Raw genomic sequence first — 17,617 nt, forward strand, 5'->3', positions numbered from 1 at the left:
TATTTTTTATATTTTTTTGGGAATTAAAATATACTTATATACATGGAAAAAACAATGCGAGAATCACTAATTTCGATATCAAAACAATATCAGGAATTAGAAAAGAAATTAAATGACCCAGAAATATATAATGATATAAAACAATATACAAAAATTTCTAAAGAAAAATCTTCGCTTGAAGATATTTACAGTGCTTTTAAGCAGTATTTAGAAATCGAAGAATTACATTTACTTTCGAAAGATATATTAGCAAATGAAAAAGATCATGAATTAATTGAATTAGCTAAAAATGACCTTGATAATCAAATTCAAAAAATGAATGATTGGGAAGAAAAAATCAAAGAACTATTATTACCAGTTGATGAAAACGACAAACGTGATGTTATTGTAGAAATTAGAGGGGCAGCTGGTGGCGATGAAGCTAATATATTTTCTGGAGATCTTTTTAAGATGTATCAAAAATATTGTGAAAACAAAGATTTCAAAATTAAAGTAATTGATTACACTTATGGGTCTGCTGGTGGTTATAGTCAAATTGTTTTTAGTATCAAAGGCGAAAAAGTTTTTTCAAAAATGAAATTTGAACGTGGAGTTCATAGAGTACAACGTGTACCACAAACAGAAACACAAGGTCGTGTTCATACTTCAACTGCTACTGTTACTGTTTTACCTGAAGTTGATGATGATGTTAATATTGTAATAAAACCAGAAGATATCGAAGTTGATGTATTTAGATCTTCAGGTGCCGGTGGGCAATCCGTAAATACCACTGATTCAGCAGTTAGAATAACTCACAAACCAACAGGAATTGTTGTTACTTCTCAAGATGAGAGAAGTCAAATCCAAAATCGTGAAACTGCTCTTAAAGTTTTAAAAAGTAGATTATATGAAATTGAAATTCAAAAAAGAGAGGAAGAAGAAAGCGGACTTAGAAAAATGGCCGGCACTGGAGATAGAAGCGAAAAAATTAGAACTTATAACTACCCTCAGGATCGTGTTACCGATCATCGTATAGGTTTTTCTACTTCACTTAAAATAATTATGGAAGGTGAACTTGATAAAATTACCGAAGCTTTAATCGCTGATGAAAAAGCTAAAAAAATTCAAGAGGCAGGTTTATAATGATTGAAAAAGAGGTATTGCTACAAGAAAAAAGAAGGTATGGGCAGCCTCTTTTTATTTCTAAAAAAGAACTGAAATTATTAAAAAAAGATTATCCTGTGCAAAAAATAATTGGCTATCAGACAATGCAAAATGTCCATATTGACATTAGATATAATGTGCTAATACCAAGATATGAAACTGAAGAATTAATTATTGAATCTTATAACTACATAAACAAATATTCTAATGTTTTGGATTTATGCTGTGGAAGTGGTTTTATAGGTCTTGCAATAGCTAAAAACATTGGATGTAGTGTAACATTATCAGATATATCAAAACAAGCTATCAAGCAAACAAAATTAAATATAAAAATAAATAATTTGAATAATTGTAAAACAATTAGAAGTAATTTATTTACTAATCTTAATGAAAGATATGATCTAATAATTTCCAATCCTCCTTATTTAAATAAAAACCACAAATTTGCAAAATCATTAAAATGGGAACCTAAGAAAGCATTGTATGCCAAAGATAACGGTTTATTTTTCTATAAAAAAATAACAGAGCTGGCAAGTGATTTTCTAAATGAAAATGGCTACTTGATTTTTGAGATCAATGAGTATTCAAAGGACTGATTAATTAACAATTTTCCTAATGTAATAATTAAAAAAGATATTAACAAAAAAAATCGAATAGCTATATTAAAATACAATGATTTAAAAAAATAGCACTCTAATTAAAAATGTGCTAAAATTGATATATTATGGCAAACAAAAAAGATTATTATGAAATTTTAGGTGTATCTAAAAACGCTACAGAAAAAGAAATTAAGTCAGCATATCGAAAACTTGCAATGCAGTATCATCCTGATAGAAATAGCGCAGCAGATGCTGAAGAAAAATTTAAAGAAGTATCGGAAGCATACGAAATTTTATCAGACAGTGATAAAAGGGCTAAATATGATAGATTTGGACACAATGCATTTGATCCAAATTCATATTCTTTTGGCGATTCTGAAGATATATTCAAGAGTTTTTTTGAAAGCTTTAGTACTGGATTTGGTTCAGGCGATATTTTTGGTGATATTTTTGGTTCAGGTTTTGGTGGTTCTTCTAATGAATACCAATATGGAGAAGACTTACAAACAGCCATATATCTAGATTTTAATCAAGCAATTTTTGGCACAGAAACTACATTAAATTTAGACAAATATAAAAGTTGTGATTTTTGTAAGGGTACTGGTGCAGAATCTAAAAACGATTTTGCAACATGTTATGACTGTAATGGTTCTGGACAAATTAAACAAAGAATTGCCATATTCTCAACAATAAAACCTTGCCCTGCATGTAGAGGTGAAGGAAAAATAATTAAAAAATCTTGTCACAAATGTCATGGTAAAAAAACTATTAAGTTGAAAGTTTTACAAACAATTAAAATTATGCCTGGAGTTGAAAATGGAGACACCATGAAACTTAAAGGCTTTGGTAATCCTTCACCTGTAACTGGTAAAAATAATGGTGACTTATATATTGTTATATATGTCAAAGAAAGTAAAGCTTATAAAAAATTAAATAATAATGACTTATATATAAAAATGCCTTTATCAATTAAAAGCATAATGCTTGAAGAAACTATTGAAATTCCTACTCCATATGGATACAAAAGTTTTAAATTGGATAATGACTTAAACCTAACTGAACCCATAATACTTAAAGGTTGTGGTTATCCATATAAAAACTCATCACAAAAAGGAAATCTTGTAGTTCAATTAGATGTATATATACCAAAATTAAACAAAGAAGAAAATAAACAACTGCAAAAAATAATGGCAGATAAAGACGATAAAAAGCGTGAAAATTGATTAAAGCAATTTTAGCGTTTTTTTTAATTAATATCGTTTTGTGTTATTATTTATTAACATATTAAAACATACATAAAATTTCCATTTCTATAAGGAGCAAACTATGTCTGAAAATAGAATAATGATCGTGGAATCACCAAATAAAGTTAATACAATTCAAAAAATAGTTGGAGAAGATATTAAAGTTATTGCCAGTGTAGGACATATTCTAAAATTATCAACAACAGGTAAAAATAATTTAGGAATTGATTTTGAAAATTGAGAGCCTAAAATGATTCCTGATCCTCTTAAAAAAACAGTAATTGATGATCTTAAAAAAACAATTAAAGATGCTAGTGAAGTATTAATTGCAACTGACCCCGACCGCGAGGGAGAAGCTATAGCTGAAAACTTAATAACAACCTTAAAAATAGAAGATAAATATAAAAGAATTAAATATAATGAAATAACTAATGAAGCAATTAATTTTGCTATTGATAATCCTTTGGAAATAGATGAAAACTTAGTCAAAGCCCAAAAAACTCGAAGAATGTTAGATAGGATTATTGGCTTTAGACTTTCACAATTAATGAAACAAAAGGTAAAAAATGCTCCTACTAATCCTTCAGCTGGTAGAGTTCAGTCTATTGCTCTTAAATTAGTGTGTGATCGTGAAAAGGAAATTGAGGAATTTAATCCAGTTTTATATTCAAAAATTTTTGCTGATTTAGGTAATGAATTAAAAGCATCTTTATATTTAAAAGATCATAAAGAATTTGAAGATAATACATGACTAAATCGTGAAGAAGCTATTAGTATTTATAATGAATTATTGAATGGTAAACAAGAATTAGAAATTAATGATATTTCCATAAGCCAAAGAAAAGAAAGTGCTTATGTACCATTTAAGCAATCTGTTCTTTATAAAGAAGCAAAATATGCTTCTAAAACAGTTCAATCATCTGCACAGAAATTGTTTGAAATTGGTTTAATTTCTTATCCTAGAACCGATTCAACTAGACTAAGTCAGTCATTTGTAGATAAAGCACAAAACTATATCAAAACCAAATATGGTAAAGAATATGTTGCTAAAGAAATTAAGGGTTTTGCGGGCTCTCAAGATGCTCACGAGGCAATTAGACCTACATCTATAGAACTAGAGCCTGAATTAGCTACAAAAGAATATAAATTAAATCAAATTGATTCATATATATATAAATTAATCTATGACAAAACTATAATGTCACTAATGACATGCCCATTAAAAGAAATTTATCGTTTTAATTTAATTAATAATAATCATAATTTTAGACTTTCTTTTAGCAAGGTAATCTTTGATGGTTATTACATTCATTTAGGCAAACAAGAAATAATAAATATTCCTTCATATAAAATTGGTGAAAAAATAAAAGTTTTAGAATTTTTAAAAGAAGACAAAGAAACTCAACCACCTTCAAGATATAACGAAGGTTCTTTAATAAAAAAATTGGATGACATAAAAGTTGGTAGACCTTCAACTTTTGCTTCAACAATTTCAGTAATTAAACAAAGATTATTTGTTGAATTAAAAGAAGGAACTTTGCATCCTACAGAATTTGGTAATGTTGTTCTTTATAAACTTTTAACTAGTTTTCCTAAAACTATAAATGAAGAATATACAGCTAAAATTGAAACAAAACTCGATTTAATTTCAGAAGGAAACGAAGATTATAAAAATGTAATGCAAAAATTTTGAGATAGTTTTAACGATCACTATGATTTCATTAAAAATACTATTGAAATAACAATTTTAAAAAACGATGAATTAGATGAACAATGTCCAGAATGTGGATCTAATCTAATTTACAGGTATACAAAAATTAAAAAGCAAAAATTCATTGGTTGTTCAGCTTTTCCAAAGTGTCATTATATTAGAAACATAGATAAACCTTATCGAAGATTTTTTAGAAAATCTAAAGCAAAATAAAGATTTAAAATAATAGTTTTTACATATCAAACTTTTAATTTTCAAAAGTCTTGAGTATGCATAAGCTATTTTTTTTCTTTAAAAATTCATTTTTAAAGTACAATTTCATACATGAAAGCTAAAAAAACTAATTTTAGAAAAAATTTTGGAATTGCGGCAACAGTTTTAATTCCTGTTTTTAGTATTGCATCTGTTGGTGGTGCTATTTATTACTTTACAAAAAATTCAAGACCAGTTCAAAAAGAATTTTGAAGTGTAGAAAAATTTGAACAAGCTGCTAAAGAAATTAAAATTAAAAATGAAGTTATAAGCTCAAAATTAACTGAAGATATCTATAAGGATTTTAAGAGTAGAAAATCTTTTTCAGAAGAAGCTCTTAAAAACTTTTATAAAAAATATCCAAATTTAAATAAATTATCAAAAGCGAAACAAGCAAAAATACTTAAAGATAAACCAAAGCTATTTGATACACACAAATATTTAGAGAATTATATTAATAGCAATTTAGATTTTAATAAAACAAAATTTTTAAATTTTAGATTTGTTGATATTGAAAAAGTTAAAGAAAACAATAAACAACTAAAAGTATATTTTGAAGTGTTTTTGAATTATGAATATGCTAATGGTGTTTTTGAATCAAACAAAATAAAATCAACATCTAATTCTAAATACTATTACCGTTCATCACAAAATGTGAATTTTTTGTCTGATGAATTAAATGATTTAATAGGTTCTGAATTTGATAAATCTTGACCTAAAAATGAAAAAAAAATAATTGATATTATTAAAAAATATAATAAGAAAAAAGGCGAAAAAGAAAATGTATTAAAAGAATGAAATGCTGAACTAAGTGAACTTCAAAAGAAGCCTAATCAAACTGAAGATGACAAGAACAAAATTGAGGATTTAACTAAAAAAATTGCACAAATAACAATTGATTTAAAAACGTTTTTTGAATCAGAAGAATTTCAAAAGGAAGTTTTTAAATGATTTGAAGAAGTTATTGATGAAACTAATGCTTATCCAGATACTTGACCAAAAGATAAATCCAAGATTGTTCCATTAATTGAAAAAAATGAATTTTATGTTACTTGGATTCCAACTAAAAATTTAAATGAACTAAAAATTAAATTTAAATTTGAAAACAAAAATGATAATAAACAAAGCAGCAATGGCAGAGTTAAAATTTTTAATTTGAATGAAGTGTAATAATGACAAATATTAATAAAGAATTAAAAAATAACTTAAAAACAGTTAGAAAAAATAGCATTCGTGAAATAGAGTTTTTGATTGATTTAGCCAAAAAATATAAATTGAATTCAATAGATGAACTGAAAGTGTATATTCAAAACAAAAAAGGTGGAAATCATTTTACTTCTAAGGAATTAAAAAAAATTATTAATAGAATTACAAATATTGAAAATTTGAAGACACCTAATAAAAAAAGTCTTGATTTAGATAAAGAATTTGAAGAAATTATTAAAAAGAATTGAGGAGATTGAAATGACTAATAATAAAAGAATTAATATAGCTATTGATGGTCCCTCTGGTGTAGGAAAAACAGTTATGGCAAATATGTTGGCTGATAAATTAGACTACAAATTTATTAGTAGTGGTGTCTTATATCGTGCGATTGCTTACAATGCTTTAGTTAATAATATAGATCTTAGTGATGAACAAGCAATTAATGAAGCTTGAGATATTAATGATTTATTGATAACTGAAAAAAATGATGTCATTTTAAAAAACGAAGATATTACTGTAAAAATTAGGGAAGATAAAATTTCTTTAGCAGCTTCTGCCATTGCTAAATTTTCATCAATTCGAGCTAAGGTTAACAAATATATTCAAAATCTTGGAGATACAAAAAAGGGTATTATTGTTGATGGTAGAGATGCTACTTATCGAATTTTACCTAAAGCTGAAGTTAAATTTTTTTTATGAGCTAGTCCTGAAATTAGGGCTCAAAGACGTGTGAGGCAAAACAATTTATTAGGTATTCAATCCAATTATGAAGAAATTCTAGAATCAATTAAAAAGAGAGACTACGATGATATGAACAGGGATGTTGATCCTTTAAAAGTAAGCGAAGGCAGCATTGAAATAGATACCTCTGATTTAAGTATTGAAGAAAACTTTAGAGTTATGTACAATGAAGTTATAAAGAGGTTATCATAAATGAAAAATGTTGTTGCTATTATTGGTAAACCTAATGTAGGTAAATCAACTTTATTTAATAAAATTATTGATAAAAGAAAATCAATTGTTTATGATACACCCGGTGTAACAAGAGATCGAATTTATGATACAGCTAAATGATCTGGTCACGAATTTAAAATTATTGATACAGGTGGAATAACACAGGAAAACGAAGATTTTAAGGAACAAATTAAAAAACAAGCTGAAATTGCAATAGCTGAGGCTGATATTATTGTTTTTATTGTTGATGGAAAAAATGCTTTAACAACTGAGGATTTTTTTGTTGCTAGTTTATTAAGAAAAACAAATAAAAAAATTATCTTAGCAATAAATAAATTAGAATCTAGTAATTATCAGGTTTATGACAGCCAAGTTTATAAACTTGGTTTTAATGATATTTTTCCAATAAGTGCTATTCATGGCGATGGAGTTGGAAATTTATTAGATGCAATTATTTCAAATTTAAATTTCAAAACTGAAGAGCAAAATAATAATTTTAAATTAACCATACTAGGTCCTGCTAATGCTGGTAAATCTACACTTCTAAATGCACTAACTAACGAAGAAAGATCAATTGTTTCAAACATCGCTGGTACTACAAGAGATTCAGTTTCAGCTTTTATCAAAATTAATGATGAAGAATTTGAAATAATCGATACAGCCGGAATTAAAAGAAAAAGCAAATTAGTTGATAGTATAGAGCATTATTCATTAATGCGAGCTAATAGTTCAATTGAAGAAGCTGATTTATGTTTATTAATGCTAGATGCTACACAAGAAGTTAGTCATTTTAGTCAAAATATAATTGGAATAGCATATGAATTAAAAAAACCTTTAATTATTATTGTTAATAAATGAGATTTAATTGAAAAAGACACCAACACTATGCATGAGTATAAAAAATCTCTAGCAAAGAAATTAAAATTTGTTGACTGAGCTCCAATTGTTTTTATATCAGCTAAAAACAAACAAAGAATTAATAAACTTAAAGATGAAATAATTCACATAAAAAACAATATGCAAAGAAAAATTAATACTAACCAACTTAATTCATTAATGATGAGTGCTCAAATGATAAAACCAGCTTCGCCCATAAAAGGTAAAAGACTTTCGATAACTTTTTCAAGACAAATTGAAGCTAAAATACCTACATTTTTGCTTTTTGTGAATGATGTTAATTGTGCACACTTTACATATTTAAGATACATTGAAAACCAAATCCGCCAAAATTATGATTTTTCAGGCACTCCTATTAATTTGGTACTAAAAAACAAAAATAAAAAAGGAGGCGAGTAATGAAAAATAAAATTGCAATATTGGGTAGCGGAGCAATGGGAACGGCTTGTGGTACCATTTTAAAAGAAAATGATCATGAAGTTATCATATATGGAATTGATAATGTAGAATTAGAAGATTTAAAAAATGGTTTTAATAAAAAATACTTTGGCAAAAGTAAAATAAGTAAATTTGATGTAACTAATGATTTAAATAAAGCCATAGAAAATGCAAATTTCATTGTAATTGCTATTCCTAGCCAATTCATTCCTGAAGTTTTTTTAGAGCTTGTTTCCAAAATTAAAAATGAAACAGTGATAATTAACGTCGCAAAAGGATTTTGACCCAATTCAAATGATTTTGTGCACGCAAAAATGGCAGAATATGCTAAAAGCAACAAATATATCGAAGGAATTGTATCACTTGTAGGTCCTTCTTTTGCTGTAGATATTATTAATAAGAATATAACCATAATTAATAGTGTTTGTGAAAATATTAATTTAGCTCTAAAAGTAAAAAAAATATTTGCAAACTCATGATTTGGAGTCATTTTAAACGATGATGTTATTGGGGCAGAAATTGGTTCCACCTATAAAAATGTATTAGCTATCGCTTCCGGCATGGCAGAAGCTTTAGGATATTCTACTAACACACAAGCTGCACTTTTAGCCATGGGACTAAAGGAAATGCAAAAATATGCACAATTTTTAGGAGCCAAGTCAAAAACTGTCTATGATTTATGCGGTCTTGGGGACTTAATACTTACAGGATTATCAGAAAAATCACGAAATTACACATTTGGAAAGAATTTCTTTAATAAAGAAAATGATTCTAAAAACATTACAGTTGAGGGTTTAAGGACTTTGGAGCATATTTATAACCAAATAAAAGACAACCAGAAAATTAAATTACCTTTAATTAATGGACTTTATAAAATAGTATATAATATGGAAAACCCCAAAAAAATAATAGAAGACTTAATAAAAAGCATATAATATTGCTACTTAAGCCTATAAAGGAGAATTTATGACAAAAAAAGAATTAATTAAGAAAACTGCTGAGGAAACAGGATTTCAACAAGCTATGGTTGAATCTATATTTGACCACATGGTAAATATAATTACTGAAGAAATTGCAAACTCTAGACAAGTTTCTATTTCAGGTTTTGGAGTTTTCTCTTCAAAATATGTTCCTAGCAAGGTTCAACAACACAATATTACAAAGGAAAATATTGAAGTTCCTGAAAAAATGGACCCACGTTTTAAATTTTCAGATGTTTTAAAGTCAAGGGTTGATGATTATTTTCACAAAACTAAAAAATAATATTTTCAATGATATTTAATATACCAGGGAATAATAAAATAAGCTTTTTAGCTCTAGATATGGCTTCTTCATAATGAAGAGCCTTTTTATTTGCAATTAATTTTTTAAAATCTTCATGCATTATCAAAATAAACTCACAAGGTATTTTATAAAAAATTATTCAAAAAGCAATTCCTTGATGCTTTTGAATTAGATCTAGATATTCAATTTGATGATTTTTAATATTTGCAAGTGGTAAAATGCTGTCTTCCGTGCTTTTGGCTTCAAATGCCAAGAATTTTCCATTATAAACTCCGTAATAATCAACTGAACTTTTGTTTTTTATATAAGCATTTTTAAGTTTTAGCTTTTTGTCTTTTAAATCAATTGATTCAAAAGTTATATCAAGATTTTTCTTATGAATTAGGCATATATTATTTGTCAAGTAATATTGATTAGTTTGGTTTATTATTGTTTCTAATAGCATTCCTCTATTTTTATGTAAACTACTCATATTTAAATTAAAACATAAAAAAGTAGAGATGATTTCCCTACTTTTTCACATATTTTTAGCTAGAAATTATATTCTTCAAAATTCTTAAAATTTTGTTCATCTTTAACAAGATATTTAACTAAATCAGCTACCATTAACATCGCCATAACATCGTTGTGGCAATATTCTTTTAAATCTTTTTGTTTGCTTTCTCATTCATTAGGACCAATTTTATCTAAGGCTCTAGTAGTTGCAATTGATAAAGCTGCAGAACCATTTTTAACATTTAAATCTGAATATGGTTTTATTTTGTGTTTCAAATGCTGTGAAAGATTATTTTGAGTTACATAATATTCTAGTTTTTTAATTGAATAATTGCCTCTTATATAACCAATATTTATTATTCTATCATTAATAATGGGTGGTTTGTTTTTAGCAGTTTTAAATAAATCGGCTAAATCAACTATTTTTTCTATAATGTAGTTAAGTTTTTGTTTATAATCATTAAATTCCTCATCACTCAATTGATTAATTTCGCAATAATATCCTAGACGTTTTTTTAGTTCTTCTAATCTTGATTTTTCATAAGCCTGATTATAAACAACATAATATTTGATTTCTTCATCATATAAGTCATTTATTATTTTCTTATATGTATTAATATTCATGTTTAATGGGTCATAAACATAATCTTTACTTTCATAAATTTCATTATTTAAGGTTTTTATTATAGATGTCTGTGCAATGGTTTGATTTCATGCTTTTAAATAATCAACAAGAGGAACGGGTAATGTAACACCTTCAAAATCAAATCATGCTATTTTAGCTTCCATATCATTTATAGCCTTATATACATTTTCTTTAAAAATCTTTTTATCTATAGCAACCCTGTTATTATTAAAAAATTCAACAGATTTGGTATATCAAGTGTTGTTTAAAGCATAGCCTTCATTTTGGAAATTTCCAGATAGCAGTCTAAAAAACTTCTTCGAACCAAAAGGATATTGAGGATATATTTTTTTAATCAAAATACTAAATCAACTTGGCGAAAAATTATCCTTAAAATCATCTTCGATTAACTGCCAATTTTCAACGATTTCTTCTTTTGAATCAATTAATTCTAAAAATTCTTTAAATGAGCATGTATAGCAACTATTACTGCTCTTATCAGCTGATTTTTTTTCAGATAAATTATAACCAGCACTTGAAAGTTCGTTTTTAACATGTTGAATTATTGTTTCATTTTTATTTTTTAGTTTCTTTCGTGTGTATTCATAATTCGGATTACCAATCAAAATTGCATTAATTTCAGATTCTGAATTTAAGTCTTTATATGAACTGGAAGTAACTCCAGCTTTGGATACTGAACAATATTCATTTAACTCAAATTTTAAAACTCCTTTTCTTACTTTTCGATCATCTAAATATTTTGGTCTCAAAATTGTAATTTTATTTATTTCAAGAAAATTTGAAATAATTTGATAATCATAATAGGACTTTAATAAATTCTTTCTCTTTGTTTTAATTGAATAATTTAAGTTACCAAAGATACCATTTTTTAAATCAAAATATGTTACTTTGGATACACAGGATTTATATTCAAAATGGGCATTTATAATAAGTTTGGCATTATTATTTATAGCCGCTTGTGTTTCTTTTATTTTGTTTTCAGTAGTCTGACTGTCTGAAATATATTTAATTTCCGAATCTTCAAAATTAAAATTTTCTTTATAAAAATCTTTTAAAAATTTAGTGGCCTGTTCAACAACTAAATTTAAACCACTATTAATTATTTCAACGTTCCCAAACATGTTAAATAAAAAATTAATATTCTTGAGTTCTGTTTCTTCATCGAATTTCTTTTGAAGAATTGCGTCCGCTGCAATTTCTTTCTTTAAAAAACCAAGTTTATCATATGGTGATAATTTCTTAATTTCTGTAGCTTGCTTTTCTTTTAAAACAGGAACAACATATTCATCGATAATAGAATCAATTTTATCTAGATTAAAATCTAATAAATCTAATGAATTAAACTTTGAATCATCATTATCCTCTTCTAAAGATTCAATCATATTTACTAATTGATTATGATCCTGTTTAATAAGTTCATCGCTTAATTCATTGAAAATAAATCATGGTCGAGTATTATTTGCAATTACAAAATCATTAAATGTATATTTAGTTTTATTCTTCTTCATATTCAGGTACAGCTTTTCCCATTTCTACTCATTCAAGATATAAATTTTGTCATTGCTCAAAATTTTTACACTTTAGATATTTAACTAAATCAACGTCAACATAATTATTTCAAATAGGGCTTTCACCACTTGTTGTATATTTTCTATATCATTCCTCACATTTTTTCATATCATCTTCCACTTGAGCTCTATTAACTTCATAATTTCAATTTTTAAGTATTCTTTGATTTATATCAAGCCATTCTGGCTTTGCGTAGTCTTCATCTTCTAAAAAGCAAGCGACTATTGTAAATCAATTAGCTCCAATTAAATATGAATATAATTGAGATTGTTTTAAATACTCAGGATTAATTTCGCCATTATTTCAAGCTTCTAGTTTCTTTTTATTCACTGTTTTAATTTCAATTATCAAGTTCTTGTCTTCAACATAACCGTCAGGTAACCCACCAAACAAGTGATTTTCTTTGAAAGCATCATAATTGTATTCTTTGGCATCATATCTTTTAATTTTAGATTTAAGTTTAGTTTCTATTTTTTCGATTATTTTAGGTTCTAGTATTTTTCCGGCATTTACATATTTTGGATCTAATATAGGCATAGCAAATCCAGATATTTTTGCAAATGCTCTAAATTGGCTATGAAATGGACTTAATTCTAAAACATCACCCAAATAAGTTCCTGATAATTTCTTAAAAGAACCAAAAGAACCAGGTTTTCTGGATAACAATTTTTTATGATAGTTTTCTTCTAATTTAACAACCTTTTTTTGTTCATCTACAAAATAATGTTGTCCATTAAATAGACTTCGAGGTGGTATTTTTATTTTTTTGTTTTCCATAGTTTTATATCTCCTTAAAATCTAATAATTTTTCATTTTTTGGTTGTTTCATTGTAAAGAATAGAAGCTCTTTTATAAAAATCAGGTGCTTTTTTATCTAATAATGATATTCTTTCAATTAAATCCACAATATCATCAGCCATTTTAGATTTATTTGATCGACTTCTGTTTTTTCATAAATTATAGTATTTTTTAAATATATCCGAATACTCATCTTTGGTTAAAGCAGGATAAAATCAAGAAAATATTTCACGCATTAATGCATATAAAATAAGCATTTCTGAATTATACATATCAGTTAAAATAATATATTTTTTCTTGCCATAATTAAAACTGATTGCTCTAGTGAATGACTTATTGACATATGGAATTTTTATAATCTCAGTTCCTGTTTTTGAAAGTATTTCTTGAACTTTTTCTAGTTTTTCATAGAATTCATAATTATTATTAAATAGAATAGCAAAAACTTTCATAATTAGCCCTTTTGTCATGTTTTTTTCGGGTTTAAAATTCTTGCCATTAAAATCACCATAGCACTCTTTTATAAATAATTCACAATATCTAATAAAAGGTAGCCGATATGGTTTAAAAATATTGCATTTGTGAAGGTACATGTGTTTTTGTATATCATCTAAGTATTTTTGTGGGTCTAATGTCCCAAAAAATCTTTTGATTAGATTCATTTTTTCTTCAATAGTGTATTCTTGCCTTAATTCAAAGTTAGTTATGGTATCAAAAAGTTGTGGGTTATTTTCTAAAACTTCTCAACCAAACATTTTAATTAAACTTTCTGATTCATTAAGATCATAATCATATAGTTTTTTATTTTTATAGAAGTATCACTTCTTTGTTAAATAGCCAATCTCTAAATTAAAATATTCTTCAAGAGATTGAATTAAATTTAAATTTATATCTTTTTTGTTGTCATTAATAATTTTTGACAAAATTTTCTTATTTATGCACAAGTCCTCAGCAACCTTAGTAGCATTAATATTTAGGGTTTTCAACATCGCTTTTAAAAATTGACCAAACGTCATACAGTTAGTGGTTTTTTGTTCAATATTTTTTAAGTTTTCTAAATTCATAAAATCCTCAAAATGTTTTCCTATATATAAAATTTTAATATAAATTTATATTACTATAAATTATCGCAAATTATTTTTTTTAATAAAACAAGCAAGAAAAAAATAGTAATTAAATAGGATTTTTCAATTTTTAACAAAAAAAATAAAAATACAATAGTAAATTTTGTGCTATAATTTGTGTGTTAAATTAAAATTTTATATTAAAAATTACAAAGAAAGGCTATCCAAATATGAAAAAAAATTTAAAATTTTTAAGTGTATTAGCACCTATTGGTGTTATAGCAACACCTTTAATTGCTATTTCATGTGACAACAAATCAGCTAAAATTAAGGAAATGAAGTCAGAAATAGCTAAAATTAAGAAAAATATTGAAGCTCTAAAGGCTGTAGATCCAATTAAACATGGCGAAATTGAAAAATTAATTACTAAAGCTGAAAAATTAACAAACAAAAATTCAGTTAAAGAAATTGAAGATGTAATTAAAGAAATTAAAGAAGAACAAGAAAAAATTTCTAAATCTTTAATTGAAGAAAAAGATGGTTTCAGCATAAATAAATTTGCAGCTGGGCAAGAAAAAATTAAAGCTTCAGAAGCAACTAAAGAAATCAAAAAAGCAACAGATTGAAAGGGTGTTGTAGCAGCTTTAAAAAAATACAATATTGAAATTAAAGAAGACAAAACTAAATTAGAAGGCTGATCCATTTCTCTAGACCCTGGTTCGCACGAACATGAACATGGTGGTGAAATTCATTTAATTATTTCAATTTCAAAAGCATCAGAAAAAAAACACGTTAGTTTTACAGTTAAAGGATTTGAAAAAGTTCCTCATAAAAAAGAAAAAGTTAACAATTGAGAATTTAGATTACACGGAAAAGGTCACGATGCTCCTAAAGCAACATTTATTGATGAGTTAGAAGCTGCGCAAAACAAATCATTCGATGATTTAAAAACTAAATTAGCAACTTATGTAGTGTTCAATCAAGTTGATGAAAAAGTTAGTGATATTGAATTTAAAATTAATAAAGCAAATTCAAAAATTGAACATGAAAAATTAATCCTAGAAATTCAAATCTACAAAAAAACTGAAAAAGACAAAGTTATTGAAACTAAATCTATTACAATTAAATTTGCACACCACCACCATTAGAATTTAAATAGGAGGCAATATATGAATAAGAGTTTATTAAACTTATTTAAAAATATTGCCTTTTATTTTTTTATATTTTTTGCAGCTCTAATCATTATATTTTTTGCCATTAACATTTTAGTGGAACCACAAATTAAAAAGAACTTAGCTGTATATAGTTCCATTCCTAAAAACTATGGTTCTAGACTAGGAATATTTTTTAAAAACTTATTTGCTTTTAATCCTGGCAAGATTTATTCATATGAATTATATTCAGCAGAATCTAATATCTTAATTTTATATTTCAAACAATTTAGATGAACAATTCTAACTAGTGCCTTGATTTTTAGTTTTAGTTTTGTAATTGGAAATGTTTTAGGAATTAGTTCTGCTTATAAATTCAATAAATCTTATGACATCACAATATCAGTTTTAGCTTCTTTCTTTGGAGCACTACCATTATTAATTATTGCTATTTTAGCTCTTAATAATTCGAGTTTATTTGGATATCCTTCTCAATTTATTAATAATAATAAATTAAGTTTGATTTCACTTTTAGTTCCGATTTTAATTTCATCATTTTCAACAATTGCAATATTTTTTTCAAAATCGAGAAAAGTGACATTTGAAAGTTTGAAATCTAATTATTATTTATTTGCTAAAACCCAGGGACAAACCAAAAGACAATTACTAAGAAAAATCATTATAAAAGATGTGATTGCTTCTGAATTAAACATGTTTTTTATGATTTACATATTATTATTTACTATATCTATTTTGATTGAAAGAATTTTTTCAATACCAGGGCAAAGTATTTTAATATCGTTTGCATTCAAAAAAGGTGAATTGGATATTATTATGTTTTATTTCACCTTTAACTTTATTTTCATTTCAATATTGTTAGTTATAAATAGTTTTATTATTAAAAAATTGAACCCAACAATTAAAAAACAAAGTCAGCTAATTCCTTTTTGAAGAATATCAAGGAGGAAATTAGATGTCAAATAATTTATACTCTTTTGCAAAAGTTAAGAATTCCAATAATAATTCTTATGTAGTTCATACCAATTCAATAAAACAATACTGAAAAAGATTTTTTTCAAGCAAAATAAATATTGTATGAATTAGCTTGTTTGCACTTTTAATTTTAGCTTTAATCATATCCGCTTTTTTTATTAAAAATAGTGCATTTGATTCAATTAACAAAAATACCACTTTGGTTAACAATCTACCTTCAATTTGAAAACAAACTATTATTAGAGATTTTAATCGAGGCGAAGAATTAGATTTTATTCGTAAAATAGAGCAATTAGAAAATTTAAGTGCTCTAAAAAATCATAGGGAACCTATTTTTAAAATTCTGTATGATTCTGCTAAACATTTAGGTGGCTCACAAACCATTCACACTGACATTGTAACTTTAGTTTACAATCCATATGATTTAATTAAAGCTATAAATTTATTAAATCTTGATAGCAAAATAGAAATTCCTAGTGGCTTGTATTTAGGTACAAATAACCAAGGTATTGATATTTTTTCAAGATCTATATCAGTAATATGAATTTCAATTATTGTAATTTTAATAGCAATTGTTATTAACATATTAATAGGTTTTAATTTAGCCATTATATATAACTTTTATTCAAAAAACGTTTTTGTAAGATTTATTGACAAACTTATTACATCAATTAGTGTTATTCCAGAGATAGTTTGAGTTTTCTTACTTTCAATATTTATTGGTACACAATGATATTCATTATTAATTACTTTATCAGCAGTTTGTTGAATTTCTTATTACAATTTTGCCAAAGACGAAATTAATATTCTACTAAAAAAAGAATATATCATTGCCACAATTGCAATTGGAACTTCAAAATATAGATTGGCATATTTTCATATTTTTAAACGTTTAATGCCTAATTTTTTAATTTTATTAGTTGAAAGATTTTCAATTAATATATTAATTGCTTCTTCTTTGGCTTTCTTAGATTTTATAAATGATACAAATAATCTTAATATAGGTTCTGTTTTAAAAGAAGCAATTGGTTTAGCACAAGAAAATCCTAGCTATTTAATTGTTGTTTCAAGTTACATAATTGCTTTTTGTTTAATTCTCAAACTATTATCTTCAAGCTTGGCTAACTGTTATAATCCGAAGACAAAATAATAGAACAGATAATTGCTCTGTTC

At 25.8% G+C, this 17,617-nt stretch carries 17 protein-coding genes; 13 read left to right on the forward strand and 4 right to left on the reverse strand.

The window, feature by feature from the left end:
- The first annotated feature begins 42 nt into the window (after positions 1-42).
- From prfA to OF364_RS00975, 10 genes are all read left to right on the forward strand, one after another.
- Positions 43-1,122 (forward strand): peptide chain release factor 1, encoded by a 1,080-nt coding sequence (gene prfA, locus OF364_RS00925; protein ID WP_263773954.1) that lies wholly within the window; start codon positions 43-45, stop codon positions 1,120-1,122.
- Positions 1,122-1,832, forward strand: coding sequence for a peptide chain release factor N(5)-glutamine methyltransferase (locus OF364_RS00930; RefSeq protein ID WP_263773955.1), 711 nt, complete (start codon positions 1,122-1,124; stop codon positions 1,830-1,832). The genes prfA and OF364_RS00930 overlap by 1 nt, the downstream gene beginning before the upstream one ends.
- A gap of 35 nt (positions 1,833-1,867) precedes the next feature.
- On the forward strand, positions 1,868-2,980 hold the full coding sequence (locus OF364_RS00940) for a DnaJ domain-containing protein (RefSeq protein ID WP_318529864.1): 1,113 nt from the start codon (positions 1,868-1,870) through the stop codon (positions 2,978-2,980).
- Between the two features lie 88 nt (positions 2,981-3,068).
- Positions 3,069-4,910, forward strand: a complete 1,842-nt coding sequence (gene topA, locus OF364_RS00945; protein ID WP_263773956.1) for a type I DNA topoisomerase — start codon at positions 3,069-3,071, stop codon at positions 4,908-4,910.
- 111 nt (positions 4,911-5,021) lie between these two features.
- A complete protein-coding gene (locus tag OF364_RS00950) occupies positions 5,022-6,119 on the forward strand; it encodes a hypothetical protein (RefSeq protein ID WP_263773957.1) in 1,098 nt (365 codons plus the stop codon).
- Positions 6,120-6,121: 2 nt separating this feature from the next.
- Entirely contained in the window at positions 6,122-6,421 is a 300-nt protein-coding gene (locus OF364_RS00955) for a hypothetical protein (protein WP_263773958.1), read from the forward strand.
- Positions 6,414-7,088, forward strand: coding sequence for a (d)CMP kinase (cmk, locus tag OF364_RS00960; RefSeq protein ID WP_263773959.1), 675 nt, complete (start codon positions 6,414-6,416; stop codon positions 7,086-7,088). Before OF364_RS00955 ends, cmk begins: the two co-directional genes overlap by 8 nt.
- Positions 7,089-8,405 carry a ribosome biogenesis GTPase Der gene (gene der, locus OF364_RS00965; protein WP_263773960.1) on the forward strand — a complete coding sequence of 439 codons (1,317 nt, stop codon included), beginning with the start codon at positions 7,089-7,091 and terminating at the stop codon, positions 8,403-8,405.
- Positions 8,405-9,379 carry an NAD(P)H-dependent glycerol-3-phosphate dehydrogenase gene (locus OF364_RS00970; protein ID WP_263773961.1) on the forward strand — a complete coding sequence of 325 codons (975 nt, stop codon included), beginning with the start codon at positions 8,405-8,407 and terminating at the stop codon, positions 9,377-9,379. The genes der and OF364_RS00970 overlap by 1 nt, the downstream gene beginning before the upstream one ends.
- 31 nt (positions 9,380-9,410) lie before the next feature.
- Complete coding sequence (locus tag OF364_RS00975; protein ID WP_205851319.1) at positions 9,411-9,707, forward strand: HU family DNA-binding protein; 297 nt, start codon at positions 9,411-9,413, stop codon at positions 9,705-9,707.
- On the opposite strand, the gene recU is transcribed toward OF364_RS00975, so the two are convergent.
- Genes recU through OF364_RS00995 form a run of 4 tightly spaced genes read right to left on the reverse strand, consistent with a single transcriptional unit; the run spans position 9,697 to position 14,300 of the window.
- Complete coding sequence (gene recU / locus OF364_RS00980; RefSeq protein WP_318529865.1) at positions 9,697-10,251, reverse strand: Holliday junction resolvase RecU; 555 nt, start codon at positions 10,249-10,251, stop codon at positions 9,697-9,699. The genes OF364_RS00975 and recU overlap by 11 nt on opposite strands.
- An 8-nt stretch (positions 10,252-10,259) precedes the next feature.
- Positions 10,260-12,377 (reverse strand): DUF2779 domain-containing protein, encoded by a 2,118-nt coding sequence (locus tag OF364_RS00985; protein ID WP_263773962.1) that lies wholly within the window; start codon positions 12,375-12,377, stop codon positions 10,260-10,262.
- Complete coding sequence (locus OF364_RS00990; RefSeq protein WP_205851322.1) at positions 12,364-13,215, reverse strand: MAGa7180 family putative nuclease; 852 nt, start codon at positions 13,213-13,215, stop codon at positions 12,364-12,366. The genes OF364_RS00985 and OF364_RS00990 overlap by 14 nt, the downstream gene beginning before the upstream one ends.
- A 14-nt stretch (positions 13,216-13,229) precedes the next feature.
- Positions 13,230-14,300: a helix-turn-helix domain-containing protein gene (locus tag OF364_RS00995; RefSeq protein ID WP_205851323.1), complete on the reverse strand. Its 1,071-nt coding sequence runs from the start codon at positions 14,298-14,300 to the stop codon at positions 13,230-13,232.
- A gap of 230 nt (positions 14,301-14,530) precedes the next feature.
- Between OF364_RS00995 and OF364_RS01000 the strand changes: the two genes are divergently transcribed.
- From OF364_RS01000 to OF364_RS01010, 3 genes are read left to right on the forward strand one after another with little or no spacing between them, the layout of a single operon-like run.
- The gene (locus OF364_RS01000; RefSeq protein ID WP_205851324.1) at positions 14,531-15,448 is read left to right on the forward strand and encodes a coiled-coil domain-containing protein; all 918 of its coding nucleotides are present in this window, start codon (positions 14,531-14,533) and stop codon (positions 15,446-15,448) included.
- A 21-nt stretch (positions 15,449-15,469) separates the two neighbouring features.
- Complete coding sequence (locus OF364_RS01005; RefSeq protein WP_205851325.1) at positions 15,470-16,435, forward strand: ABC transporter permease subunit; 966 nt, start codon at positions 15,470-15,472, stop codon at positions 16,433-16,435.
- Entirely contained in the window at positions 16,425-17,594 is a 1,170-nt protein-coding gene (locus OF364_RS01010; RefSeq protein WP_263773963.1) for an ABC transporter permease subunit, read from the forward strand. The genes OF364_RS01005 and OF364_RS01010 overlap by 11 nt, the downstream gene beginning before the upstream one ends.
- Positions 17,595-17,617 lie beyond the last annotated feature (23 nt).

The organism is Mycoplasma enhydrae, from assembly GCF_025779955.1.
Classification (GTDB): Bacteria; Bacillota_I; Bacilli_A; order Mycoplasmatales; family Metamycoplasmataceae; genus Metamycoplasma; species Metamycoplasma enhydrae.